This is a genomic window from Longitalea luteola, from assembly GCF_017356035.1.
In the GTDB taxonomy this organism is placed as follows: domain Bacteria; phylum Bacteroidota; class Bacteroidia; order Chitinophagales; family Chitinophagaceae; genus Niastella; species Niastella luteola.
Genome location: NZ_JAFIQX010000009.1, coordinates 194,915 through 207,533 on the forward strand (window position 1 = coordinate 194,915; position 12,619 = coordinate 207,533).

A 12,619-nucleotide genomic window follows, 5' to 3' on the forward strand; every position below is an offset into this window, starting at 1 on the left:
TATTATAAAGGCAGAAGGGTTGAAAGGAAACTTTCAAACTTTCTGCCTTTTTTGCTATAGAACCGGGAAGAAAAAAATATTACAATTACCTATTATTTACCCAAATTATTATAATCCCATCCAAATATTAGTATTTTTACGCTGCAAACGCAACTGCAAAAAATCGTATCCCATGCATGGCTTTAAACCCTTAATAACTGTTCTGCTTACCATTATTTCAATTCCTGTATTTTCCCAGTCCAGATCATTATACAGCTTCCAGGACCTGTCGCATCTTTATTATAAAAAACAAAAAGATTCATTGGCAAAAGCCTGGACCTGCCCTTCCGTTTACAAGGAAAGGAGCACGCAAAAAAAATACAAAGAGATCTGGGACGACCGCACCAGTTTTTTTACCGGCGCCATCCAGGGCGACAATTATATACACGATACAGAAGTATACACTTACGTAGACGGTATCATTAACCAGATCGTTCAGGCCAACAAACAGCTGATCCCGGTGAAGCCGATGTTGCTCATTGACCGAAGCGCTTCAGTGAATGCCTATGCGATAGGTAATAACATCATTGCCGTTAACCTGGGGCTGATCGTATTTTCGAAGTCAAGGGAAGAACTGTCGCTGGCTATTGCCCATGAAATGTCGCACAACATTCTTACGCATCCTGAAAACGCCATGAAGCAACGGGCCGAATGGCTTAGCTCTGACGAATATCAAAAATCGTTGAATGCCGTGCTCGATTCCAAATATGAACGGCTGTCACGATTAAGAAAAGTGCTCGAAAACTATTCTTTCAGCAGAAGTAAACACCAACGTTATCATGAAAGTGATGCGGATTCACTGGCAATCCTGATGCTGAAAAAAAGCAACATTGCCTTTCAGGCATCCTTCTTCCTGCGGCTCGACAGCGCAGATAATATTTACCATCAACCGCTGAAACATCCGGTTAAAAACTATTTTACGGCGTACAACCTGCCATTTGACGACAGCTGGACAAAAAAACGCACAAAAGGCCTTTCTGCAAAGTCGTATAATTTTAAAGACACTTCTACCCTGCAGGATTCTTTAAAAACGCACCCCGATTGTGTGGAACGGTTCAACAAAACCCGCAGCCAGTCTGTTGCCGGCGTAACACCCACCCCTATACCAGCACAGCTGCAGGATAAGGCCAATAAAATGATCATCTGGAATATGTATTCCAACATGAGCCTCACGCCTTGTTTATACCGCATCTTTCTCGAAAAGGACAAAGGCAATACCGATGAATGGTACGACTTCATGATCAGTAACATCATTTCCGGCATATACTATTCCGACCGCGAACTGCGCCGCTTTAATGCCATCGGTGTGGTGCAAAAAGAATACATTTCAAAAGATTATTATGAGCTGCAAACCATGCTCGAACAAATTCCCCGTGAGCAGCTGGAACAATACTGCAAGATATTTCAGAACGCAGGTTTCTGGAAAAGTTTGCCTTCTGGCGAAAAAGCCTTAAAGAACCTGATGTTCACCCTGGCGCTGGATCCGGATCTTTCGGAAAAAAACAAAGCAAAAGCTGCGAAAGAATTTACCGCTGGCAACGCCAACAGCATGTATTATGAATTCGCCAGGATCTTCGAAGAATAAAATATCCTTAAAACATTTAATACAAACCAAAACGAATGAAAAAAACACTAACAGCATTCCTGCTGACCATAACCGTGTGTTTAGCCCACGCCCAAACAAAAGTCTTTAAAGAAGTAGGAAAAGATATCTCTTCCGAAGTAAAAGCGATCATCCAGGACAATTCCCTGGTAGGCTACCTGGTGTTTACCAGGCTCGAAAAAGCAAATGCCGACTCTTTCAATTACAAGATCGCCATCATGGACGAAAACCTGAACGATATTGGAACTGTTAAGTTCAGGGACATGGCCCTCGATCTGCAATCGGTAAGTTTTGAACAGGATATCTTATGCCTTGCTTATTTAAAAAGCAACGTTATTAACGAGCCGGCAAAAAACAGGAAAAAATATAAACAGGCAGTGTTGGATCAAAAGACATCTGTCTTCGTACAATTTGTGAGCCTCGATGGCAAGATCGTTAAATCGAATACGTTTGAGGCTACCCTTACCCCGCAAACAAATTCCTATGGTATATATACCGGGGAAAAAATGCTGAAACATTCGCTGCAATTGACCAATATTCCACAAAAAGGTTTTGCGCTTTTCTTTGGGGATGACCGGAAAAGCAACCTGGTTACCTTCAGCGCCAATGGCGATATATTGTGGCAGAAAAATACCACCGAACAGGCACAGCGCTTCAATCTGCTGGCAGCCAAACAGGCTATTTACCTGTTGGTAAAAAGAAACCATGAAATGAAGGAAGGCGGTTATGAATTATTGAGTTATGCGATCGCTGATGGCGCTGTTTTCCCTAAATACGAGTTAAAGGACAAGCAGGGCCATTCATTAAAGGTGTTTACGTTCGATATTGATCCAACAAGCGGTTTGCCCTTTATGGCCGGAAACATAATTGATCTTCGTAAGGGCAACAACTACATAACAGCCAAAAAACTGGCCAGGGGACCTTATGCCGGTGTTTTCACCATTAATATAAATGGAACAAAAAAAGCAGACATCAAGGAATCTTTTTCTTATTGGAATGATGGTTCGCAATCATTCATCAGCAGCAAAGGCCATCTGGCCAGCAACAACACCTATCCCCGGCTCGAACGCGCGTTCAAAGATTTTCAGGGCAACACCATATTTGTAGGTTCAACCGTGATCAGAAGAGCAAAATTTGGTTCTATATTCTTTACGGTGGCAACAGCCCCTACGGTAATTATTCCCTTGTTTATCGCAGGCGGCGGTTATACCAAAGCCCGACTGGCAGAAGCCGTATTAATAAAACAAACTGAAAAAGGCGCCATTTCAGTCGATAATACCATAGCAACCAATCGCACCAAGCCTTTCCCGGGTGCAGCGCCGATAAACATGTATGATAACAGGTATTTTTATTTTGTGACCAACCATGACACAAAATCCAATTACGTAATCATAAATGATGCAAAAGACATTTTTGTGTATAATGCCAGCAAAAAGAACATCGTTCGTACCATTCCCCATAAGGATGGAAACGTTCGAACAAATGTATTCCCGGCAAAAGAAGGCCATATGATGATCGCCACCTACAATGGTTCAGAAACCAGGGTTTCAATAGAAGCATTATAGTTACAAATGTTTAAAAAAAGAAAGCGCCCGGCTTTGACTGGGCGCTTTCTTTTTTATTAGCTAATTAACACAACTTGTCTGGCTTTAATCGGGATTAGCACGCTGACTAAAACAGGTCATACGAAGGAAAATCCGATACTTTGTTCAGACCGGCTTCAATAGCACCTTTCATCGTCCAGCCACAGCCATCGTTCGACGGATTGTTATTGACGATCACCGAATAACTCAATCCATTGCCCAATTCAACCAGGAAAGAGCGGGTACCATCAAAACAGCCGTTGTGGTTTTGCATGGCACCTGAGATGTTCCAGCCGCAGCCATAGCCCGGCCTTAGCGTTGAACCGGTTGTCATGGTCGCGTGCGCTCCATTGGTGATCACATCGCTGGGGGTGGCAGCACCATCGACCCGGTTCAGGAATTTAAGCAGATCTATCGGCCGCGCTACCCAGCCGCCAAAACCGGCCCAGAGTTGTAAATTCATTTTATCCATCGGTACATACGACGCTTCGCCTGATTTTGAGCTGCCTGAAGCAGCGCCTACATACATGGTATTGCCAATGCCGCATTTGTTCAGCACGTTGTTGCGGATATAATTCTCGTATGACTGGCCGCTCACCTGTTCAATGATCCGGGCGAGGATGAAATAATTGGTGTTGCTATAAATATACTGGTTGGAAGTATCAGTAGTGATCAGGTCAGCTGCATTCAGTAATACGTTCATGGCGTCATCCGCGGTTTTATTTTGATCCCAGAACACTGATTCTCCATTGCAGCTGCGCAATCCTGAAGTATGGTTCAATAACTGGCGTACGGTGATGTTGTTCAGCTTTTCTTTACCCGACGGCGTAGCATATTTTGAACCGAGTATGCTGTTCGGACCAAACACCGCTTTATCCAGTGAGATCTTGTGTTGATCGAGCAGCGTCATGATGCCAACAGAAGTAACCGGTTTTGAAATGCTCATGATCCGCAGGGGTTGATCGGGCGACATTTCCTCTCCACTGGCAGCATCGGCATAGCCATATCCTTTGGCAAACACCAAACGGCCATTTTTACAAACCGCTATTGACAATCCTTTTACACTTTGATCGCTCATGTACTTGTTCACCGCCTCATCAATGACTGCAATGTCAGACCCCTTCATGTTCGTGTTGGTCCAGATGGCGTTATACTCGCAGCTGGTACCCGAAGTATATGCATTTACATACACCGGCTTGTAACCCTGGTAATACATATTGTCGAAAACATACTGGTAGTTGCCATTGCTTACACCATGTCTTGCTGCCCACAACGGACTGGCTACATTTTCCCAGATGGCAGCATACAGGTTGGTTCCATTCTTTGTATAACCGCTTACTGTTTTCAGCAGGTAGCCTTGTTTGGTGTAATCATTGAACGCCTGCTGGTACTGGCTCGAAGTAAGGTTATGGCGGGCGATATAGCCGTTACCAGCGCTCTTTTCCCAAATGCCGGCAAAAAATTCGGTATTGTTCACTACATAACCCGATACATGCACGAGCCGGTATCCCTGTTTTGAAAAATCATCGAACGCTTTTTGGTATTGCGCTGCCGTGAGGTTATGCCGGGCAGCCCACGCCGCGCCGGATGTTTTTTGCCAGATAGCAGCAAATTTTGCCTGGCTGCCTACACCATAACCCGACACATGCGTTAAACGGAATCCCTTCTTAACATGATCATCAAACGCTGACTGGTAGTCCTGGCTCGACAAACCATGCCTGGCAGACCATTCCGGCCCTGCTTTCTTCTCCCATAAAGCGATATATCTTTCCTGACCGCCACAGGTATAGCCACTTACTGTTGAAAGCCGGTAGCCCTGTTGGGTAAGGTCATTAAATGCCGCCTGGTATTGCGCTGCGCTTAAATTATGACGGGCTACCCATTGCGCACTCGCTGGCGAAGTAAATAACGCACAAAAAAGAACAAATAAACTGGTTTGAAATAATGATTTCATAGTAAGACCTTTAAAGTTTTAATGGTTATGATAAAAGATCGCATAGGCTATTGTAACAATAGCTATCAATCCTGTTTAAAATGTTTTTGCTATTAATCGGAGAACCTGCTGACAGTGGTTGATCAGTTGCTCAGATCCGTGTTCATAAAGGAGCGGTAATGTTCGATGCCGTAATTCGAATGCAAATGTAAAGGCGATATCCAGCGCCAACAATACCACAATAGTGGTAAGATCACATTGTTGACGAAGATCAAGTAGGACTACGTAAGCCCTTACCGTATTATCTCGGAGATAAAGTAATTATACCTTTTACTTTCTGGCAAAATAAGGAATATCATCCCTGCTTACCGTGTCTCGCTGTTGCCAGTAAGCGACGGTTACTACTTGTCCGGATGGAGTTTTCAATAATCGTCCGAATAACGCATTGGTGGGATTGAAGGTAACATCGGTAACCCCTATTGTGTAAGTGGCATGCGGCGGTGGCGTTGGTTCACCAGATGTATCGGGATTGGCAGCGGTTGCTGCAGGCGCAGTAGCTTTGGCAGGAGGTGAAGCAGCAATGATGACGGTATATTTATTGAATTCCAGTAAAGGTTTTAAGAAATCAACCCGTTGTTGCGATGCATTCCTTTCTACAATGGCGCATTTGACGCCATTCAATTCTTCAAACTCATGATTTTTATTAATTGCCATAACTAATAACTGTAAACTGTGAACTTTGAACTTTGAACTGTAAACTTTGAACTTAGAAGCCAAAGCTCAAAGCATAGATATAATCATACACAAACCCTGCAAGTCCCGTTATTAAAATACCCGCTACACAAATGAACATGGCCAGCTTTGAATAAGCGGGTATGGTTAATCGTTCGATGGGCTGCTCATTTGCATCCATGAAGACCGCTTTCACGATGCGCAGGTAATAATAAAATGAAAGGATCATATTTAACGCCGCAATCGTGATCGGGATATAATTACCTTTTCCGGCGCCAGCCATTAAGAGAAAAAACTTCCCAAAAAAACCAGCCGTTGGCGGCACGCCGGCCAGGGAAAATAAAGCAATAGTGAGCACCCACGATAACACCGGATTGGTTTTGTAAAAACCTTTATAATCACTCACCTGTTCCCGGCCCGTAACAGCGCTTACCAGCGCCACAACACCAAACGCGGCAAGATTTGAAAAGACATAAATAAGCACGAAATAAACGACAGAAGCCGAAGATACCTGTGAGCTGCCCGTTATACCCACCAGGATAAAACCGATCTGGGCAATGGAAGAAAAGGCAAGGAAGCGCTTGATATTATTCTGCCGGATGGCAAACAGGTTCCCGATCAAAATGGTTACCACCGACAATAAAAACAACATATTATACCAGTTGCCCGCTATGGGTTTGAACACCGTATATAACACCGAAACGAACACGAATAAAACCGATCCTTTTGACACCACCGACAACCAGGATGTAACAGCCACCGGTGCTCCTTCATACACATCGGCCGTCCACAAATGAAAGGGTACAACAGAAATTTTAAAGGCAAAACCGGCCAGCAATAAAACGAAAGCAAAGATATGCAAGGGACTGCCGGTAATAAGCGCAGTCATTTCGCTGAAGGTAAGGGTACCGGTAGCCCCATACAGCAGCGATATGCCAAACAGGAGCAAACCGGATGCGAAGGCAGATGACATAATAAATTTCATCGCTGCTTCCGATGATCTTTTTGCAGCCAGGTCGAAATTCGCCATGGTTGCCAGTGGAATGCTCGACAGTTCCAGGCCAATATAGAACAGTATCAGATTGCCGCTGGAGATCATAAAGAACATTCCCAGCAAGGTGCACAAAAGCAGGACGTAAAATTCGGGTACATGGTCGTGCTTTTTAAGCCAGGAGAAAGATTGTAAGGATATGATCAACGTGCCCAGGTTCAGAATATTTTTTTCAAGCACGATCAGGGGATTGGTCACATACATTTCATTGAACAGTACGCCCGGCTGATTGCCGGTAAATCCTGCCGCGAGGTTCAGTAACAACAGCCCATTGGCCAGGTTCATCATCTTTTCGTTGGACATATCCGCTCCAATCTTTAATAATAACAGCACAAAGATGATCACCATGATCACCAGTTCCTGTTTCATGAGTATAAAAAAATCAGACAGCATAATTAAAATATGAGGCTTGTCAATTGTGCAATGCCAGTTGTTCCCCCTTTTACGGTTTGGGGTGTTAATTAATTAATTCAGTCAACCAGAATGGTGCTACCCCTATGGCCACAATGCCAATGATAAGAAGCACAGCAGCCAGTTTCTCATTCCAGCGGGCGTCTGAGAGCACATGGCCCTGTTGCAGCAAAGAGCCAGTGCCTTCCACCAGTAATGGTCCCATGATCACTTTGCCCATGGCTCGCAAGATGTACACGGCTGTTACGACAATGGAGGCACAAGCGAGGATCGTTGCCAACCGGTACCAGGCATCTTCTCTTTGCCAGGCGCCCATAAAAACGGTTACTTCGGCTACAAACCCACTTAAACCCGGTAAACCCAGCGAGCATAAACCAGCGATAACAAATACCGTTGCAATAAAAGGCATCACTTTCAACAAGCCGCCCAACTGCGCCACCTGCCGGGTGTGCGTTCGGTCGTACAACATGCCAATGGCGGCGAAGAAGAGCGCGGTCATTAATCCATGCGATACCATTTGCAACACCGCGCCCATCATGGCCGTTTTCGTGAGCATACCAATCCCTAACAACACAAACCCGCAATGGCTAACAGATGAATAGGCATTGATGTATTTCAGATCGGTTTGCATCATCGTAGCGAAGGCGCCATAGATGATAGCAATGGTAGCCAGCACAATGATGATGCCCGAGTACGACTGCGCTGCCGCTGGCATTAACAGCGCCATGCGTAAACAGCCATAACCGCCCAGTTTCATGGAGATGCCTGCCAGGAACATCGACGCTGCTGTAGGCGCCGATGAATGGCCATCGGGCACCCAGGTATGAAAGGGGAACAAGGCCGTGAAAATGCCAAAGCCGATAAATGCAAATGGGAAGAATAGTTCCTGTACATCGGTTGATATACCTGCCTGAGCGATCTGCAACAGATCGAATGTAGGGCCGTTGGCTGTGGGTGTATTGAAATAGATACCGGCCAGCCCAACAAAAACAAGCGCGCTGCCGCCCATCAATAGCAGGGCCAGTTTCATCGCACTGTACGATGACCGGCCGCTGCCCCAGATCCCGATCAGCAGGAACTTGGGGATCACGGCCACCTCGAGGAAGAAAAACAAGGTGAACAGGTCGAGCGAAATGAAAAAGCCATAAGCGCCCAGGCTGAGCAGGACCAATAAAAAGAAAAATTCTTTACTGAGCTTTTCTACCGGCCAGGAAACGAGGATACCGGCCACCGTTACCAATGCCGTTAAGAGGATCATGGCGATGGCGATGCCATCTATCCCAACATGATAATGTATATTCAATGAAGCAAACCAGGTAAGATCCTCTTCAAACAAAATAGCAGCCGCATTACCGGCAGGCCGTTGTTGCCAGTAAGCCCCCAACAGCCATAGCACATAGATCAATTGCACAACCGCTCCACTCAACGCCACTACACGAACCTGCCTGAACCCATTACACAGCAACAATGCAATGGCGGTGAGAAGCGGCAATATGATCAAGACTGATAATGACATAGCATGTTCATAATTTAAGTGATGCAATCGCGGTTACAAGTTACCCGTCCCCGGTTTTCAACCATGTAACCTGAAACTGTACCCTGTATTTTCATTAGCGCATCAGCACATCAGCACATTAGCACATTGTTCTCACGTCCAATAAATAAACACTGCTGCGAGAGCTATAATACTGCCAAACACATACAACATATAATTTTGTACACTGCCCGATTGTAATGCTTTTATGCTTTCTGACAACCGGGTAGTGGCCCAGCCTGCTCCATTCATGAACCCATCTACAAGATGTCTGTCGATCCAGGCAGCAGGTTTCGCAATGCCGTTAAAAACGATCTTTTTGGTAATGAAAAGGTACAGCTCATCGAAATAGAACTTATGTCTTACTAACTTATACATTCCCCTAAATGCAAGGGCCCATTTTCGAGGCAGCGGATTATTTTTAAAATAAAGCACATACGCGATAGTTATACCTGCTATGGCGACTGCTACGGGCGCAATTGAAAAACGAAGCGGAACAGTAATTTCCTCCTGTCCATTGACAGCTACAAAATGCGGGAAGGGAATAAATCCAACCGTAATAGCCGCTGCGGCCAGCACCAATAAAGGACCTTTCATAGTCCAGCTACCTTCCCCATGGTGATTGCTGTAGCTGGGTGTTCTGTTCCAGAAAATGCGGAAGTACAACCGGAACATATAATAAGCCGTTAAGCCGGAAGTGACCAGCCCCAGGATATATCCAAAGCGGTTATTCTCCCAGGCAGCCAGCAGGATCTCTTCCTTACTAAAGAAACCGGCAAAAGGTGGTATGCCGGCAATGGCCAGACAGGCAATCAAAAATGTAATATGCGTCAGGGGCATTAACTTTCGCAATCCGCCCATTTCCCGTATTTCATTGGTATGAACGAAATGAATAACGGCCCCTGCACCCAGGAACAATAAAGATTTAAAGAATGCATGGGTAAACAAATGAAAAAGCGAGGCGCTGTAACCAGTGGCAGTATCGCCATAACCCGAAAGACCCAACGCAAATAACATATAGCCGATCTGTGAAATGGTGGAATATGCAAGCACCCGTTTAATATCCGTTTGGGTGCAGGCAATGATCGCCGCCAGCAAAGCAGACAGCGCACCCACCCAGGTTATAATTTGCAAAACAGCTTCATCTAAGAGGTATACCGGGTATAACCGTGCCACCAGGTAAACGCCAGCCACCACCATAGTAGCCGCATGTATCAGAGCAGATACGGGCGTTGGTCCTTCCATAGCATCGGGCAACCAGATGTGCAGGGGGAACATGGCCGATTTACCGGCGCCGCCTATAAATACCAGCACCAGCGCCCAGGTTAAGAGGGAGATCCCCATGAAACCAATTTGTGGTGTTTGCGTCAATGGCGACAAATTTGTAGCAGTTAACCGGTAGATCAACATATTAAAATCCAGCGTGCCGCCGTAATAGGCGAGTATCAGTATGCCGATCAAAAAACCAAGATCGGCAAAGCGTGTTACAATAAATGCTTTTTTCGCCGCAGCCACTGCTGCCGGCCGGTCGTAATAAAAACCAATGAGCAGAAAAGAAGAAACGCCTACCAGTTCCCAAAAGATATAGATCTGCAGAAGATTAGTCGAAAGCACCAGTCCCAGCATCGAAAAAGTGAACAATCCCAGGAATGCATAATAGGTGGCAAACCGGTCCTCGCCCTTCATATAACCCAGACTGAACAGATGCACCATCAGGGAAATAAATGTTACCACTACCAGCATCATTACGGAGGCCGGATCGACCAGCACCCCCATATCAATTGACAGGCCGGGCGAGAATGACAACCAGGTATAATGCAGTGCCGTTACCGGCGGATAAATGCCGTTGATTTTTCCACTGACAAAAAAATAATTATACGCGGTATAAAAAGCCAGTACCGTTGACACCAGCAACAGGAATGTTCCTAAGATCCCGGCTGACCTGGTCAGGGATTTACCAAACAACCCCAGGATAATAAAACCTGCCAGCGGCAGCAACGGTATCAATGTTATGTATGATGAATAGTTCATATAGTGAATGGTCAATGGTGAATGGTCAATGGTGAATGGTCAAGGGTCGGTGGTCAATGTCAATTTCACAGTCGCTACCTCCACTCGCCTATGATCTTAATACTTCATCTCCTGCGCATCCTCCACATCAATAGAACGGTGATTCCTGTACAGATTAATAATGATCGCAATTGCTACCGCAGCTTCTGCAGCGGCAACCGTGATAATAAACAGGCTGAAGAAAACGCCATTCAGTGTATGGGGGTACAGGTATTTATTGAATGCCACAAAATTGATGTTCACGCTGTTAAGCATCAGTTCTATGGCCATCAGCATCGTGATCAGGTTGCGCCGGGTGAACAGTCCGTACACGCCGATAAAAAACAGCGCCGTACTTACAAATAAGATATGTGTTAATGGAATGCTGCTCATGTTGCTTTTTCCTCCATTATTGAAACTTCGTCAGGTGTTGTTGACGCCGCCGGTACATCAGTCAGGTTATTGCTGGTTCCAAAGCCGCCAACAGTTGCTGTATGTTTTTGAATGGTCTTTCCTTTGGGAACCGATCGCATGGCAATGACGATACAACCGATCATAGCAGCCAGTAACAACATACTCACCACTTCAAAGGGCAGCACGAAGCCATGCTGTTTGGTATCGAGCATTTGTTCGCCAATAGCGGAAACAGGCACGACAAATGGTTTCACCGGACCAGCCGATGCAAACCCATATTCCGCAATAATTTTATAAGAGAAGGCAAACCCTAATAACACAGCCAGTATGAAAAACAGCGTTCGTTTCAATGGCGGTTTGGGCATCTTACTGCCCGACTGCTGGGTGAGAAAAATAGAAAAAATGATCAGCACCACCACTCCACCTACATATACGATGATTTGAACGGCCGCCACAAATTCCACCTGCATCCAGAAATACAGGGCCGCAACCCCCACCAGGCTGAACAGCAACCAGATGGCCGACCGGAAAATTTTGTTAGCAGTCACTGCCAATACAGCCGTTCCCAGCACAAAGGCTGAGATCAGATAAAATAGTATGTCGGATGCATTCATAAAATCAATCGGCAATAGACAATAGGCAATGGGCAATTGGCAATCGCTCAAACTTCAGTCTTCACTATTATCCGATTACCTAATAATTATTAACTCAATAACTGAACAACTCAATAACTGAACAACTCAATAACTGAACAACTCAATAACTTATTAACTTAATAACTGGAATAACAGCTACTCCACCCCTGCCCGCAACTTTGATCCTGGTTGATTCAATTTCTTCAACAGCCTGTTCCGGTCATATACACTGTGTTCAAATGTTTGGGCCATTTTAATAGCGCTGGTCGGACAAGCCTCCACGCATAAATTACACATCGTGCACAGCTCCAGGTGATAGACAAAGGTGTCCAGCGCTTTTTTCTTTTTGCCCTCCGGCGTTGTATCGAACTTGGTAATGATTTTTATGGTAGCGTTCGGACAAGCCAGCTCACAAGCCGTACAGCCGGTACATGCATGCTCGTTATTCTCATCATGGATCATTACCACTTCACCGCGGAAGCGTTCTGGCAGTTTCATGTGCGCCCGGTTGTCGGGATATTGTTGCGTAATGATCTCTTTAGGCCGTACAAAATAACTCCCCGTTGTCTTCATGCCTTTCAACAGGGATGATACCGCCTTAAATACGTCCGATATATATTCTTTAATAAACATTG

At 45.3% G+C, this 12,619-nt stretch carries 10 protein-coding genes; 2 read left to right on the forward strand and 8 right to left on the reverse strand.

Going from position 1 to position 12,619, the window contains the following annotated elements; translation table 11 throughout:
- Nucleotides 1–172: 172 nt before the first annotated feature.
- Both JUB15_RS20595 and JUB15_RS20600 read left to right on the forward strand, forming a co-directional pair.
- On the forward strand, nucleotides 173–1,624 hold the full coding sequence (locus JUB15_RS20595; RefSeq protein ID WP_207514537.1) for a M48 family metalloprotease: 1,452 nt from the start codon (nucleotides 173–175) through the stop codon (nucleotides 1,622–1,624).
- A gap of 35 nt (nucleotides 1,625–1,659) precedes the next feature.
- Nucleotides 1,660–3,207 carry a DUF6770 family protein gene (locus tag JUB15_RS20600; RefSeq protein WP_207514538.1) on the forward strand — a complete coding sequence of 516 codons (1,548 nt, stop codon included), beginning with the start codon at nucleotides 1,660–1,662 and terminating at the stop codon, nucleotides 3,205–3,207.
- 106 nt (nucleotides 3,208–3,313) lie between these two features.
- On the opposite strand, the gene JUB15_RS20605 is transcribed toward JUB15_RS20600, so the two are convergent.
- The 8 genes from JUB15_RS20605 to JUB15_RS20640 form a co-directional block, all read right to left on the reverse strand.
- Entirely contained in the window at nucleotides 3,314–5,179 is a 1,866-nt protein-coding gene (locus JUB15_RS20605; RefSeq protein WP_207514539.1) for a serine hydrolase, read from the reverse strand.
- Between the two features lie 309 nt (nucleotides 5,180–5,488).
- Nucleotides 5,489–5,872, reverse strand: coding sequence for a hypothetical protein (locus tag JUB15_RS20610; protein ID WP_207514540.1), 384 nt, complete (start codon nucleotides 5,870–5,872; stop codon nucleotides 5,489–5,491).
- A 52-nt stretch (nucleotides 5,873–5,924) separates the two neighbouring features.
- Nucleotides 5,925–7,334 carry an NADH-quinone oxidoreductase subunit N gene (locus tag JUB15_RS20615; RefSeq protein WP_242696445.1) on the reverse strand — a complete coding sequence of 470 codons (1,410 nt, stop codon included), beginning with the start codon at nucleotides 7,332–7,334 and terminating at the stop codon, nucleotides 5,925–5,927.
- Nucleotides 7,335–7,398: 64 nt separating this feature from the next.
- Entirely contained in the window at nucleotides 7,399–8,868 is a 1,470-nt protein-coding gene (locus JUB15_RS20620; RefSeq protein WP_207514541.1) for a complex I subunit 4 family protein, read from the reverse strand.
- Between the two features lie 132 nt (nucleotides 8,869–9,000).
- Nucleotides 9,001–10,917 (reverse strand): NADH-quinone oxidoreductase subunit L, encoded by a 1,917-nt coding sequence (gene nuoL, locus JUB15_RS20625; RefSeq protein WP_207514542.1) that lies wholly within the window; start codon nucleotides 10,915–10,917, stop codon nucleotides 9,001–9,003.
- A 96-nt stretch (nucleotides 10,918–11,013) separates the two neighbouring features.
- Entirely contained in the window at nucleotides 11,014–11,328 is a 315-nt protein-coding gene (gene nuoK / locus JUB15_RS20630; protein WP_207514543.1) for an NADH-quinone oxidoreductase subunit NuoK, read from the reverse strand.
- Nucleotides 11,325–11,963: an NADH-quinone oxidoreductase subunit J family protein gene (locus tag JUB15_RS20635; RefSeq protein ID WP_207514544.1), complete on the reverse strand. Its 639-nt coding sequence runs from the start codon at nucleotides 11,961–11,963 to the stop codon at nucleotides 11,325–11,327. Before JUB15_RS20635 ends, nuoK begins: the two co-directional genes overlap by 4 nt.
- Before the next feature lie 177 nt (nucleotides 11,964–12,140).
- Nucleotides 12,141–12,617 carry a 4Fe-4S binding protein gene (locus JUB15_RS20640; RefSeq protein ID WP_207514545.1) on the reverse strand — a complete coding sequence of 159 codons (477 nt, stop codon included), beginning with the start codon at nucleotides 12,615–12,617 and terminating at the stop codon, nucleotides 12,141–12,143.
- Nucleotides 12,618–12,619 lie beyond the last annotated feature (2 nt).

What these genes read in the sequence shown, in the direction of transcription:
- JUB15_RS20595 (WP_207514537.1), top strand. Translation starts at nt 173, where the DNA reads ATGCATGGCTTTAAACCCTTAATAACTGTTCTGCTTACCATTATTTCA.
- JUB15_RS20600 (WP_207514538.1), top strand. Translation starts at nt 1,660, where the DNA reads ATGAAAAAAACACTAACAGCATTCCTGCTGACCATAACCGTGTGTTTA.
- JUB15_RS20605 (WP_207514539.1), bottom strand. Translation starts at nt 5,179, where the DNA reads ATGAAATCATTATTTCAAACCAGTTTATTTGTTCTTTTTTGTGCGTTA.
- JUB15_RS20610 (WP_207514540.1), bottom strand. Translation starts at nt 5,872, where the DNA reads ATGGCAATTAATAAAAATCATGAGTTTGAAGAATTGAATGGCGTCAAA.
- JUB15_RS20615 (WP_242696445.1), bottom strand. Translation starts at nt 7,334, where the DNA reads ATGCTGTCTGATTTTTTTATACTCATGAAACAGGAACTGGTGATCATG.
- JUB15_RS20620 (WP_207514541.1), bottom strand. Translation starts at nt 8,868, where the DNA reads ATGTCATTATCAGTCTTGATCATATTGCCGCTTCTCACCGCCATTGCA.
- nuoL (WP_207514542.1), bottom strand. Translation starts at nt 10,917, where the DNA reads ATGAACTATTCATCATACATAACATTGATACCGTTGCTGCCGCTGGCA.
- nuoK (WP_207514543.1), bottom strand. Translation starts at nt 11,328, where the DNA reads ATGAGCAGCATTCCATTAACACATATCTTATTTGTAAGTACGGCGCTG.
- JUB15_RS20635 (WP_207514544.1), bottom strand. Translation starts at nt 11,963, where the DNA reads ATGAATGCATCCGACATACTATTTTATCTGATCTCAGCCTTTGTGCTG.
- JUB15_RS20640 (WP_207514545.1), bottom strand. Translation starts at nt 12,617, where the DNA reads ATGTTTATTAAAGAATATATATCGGACGTATTTAAGGCGGTATCATCC.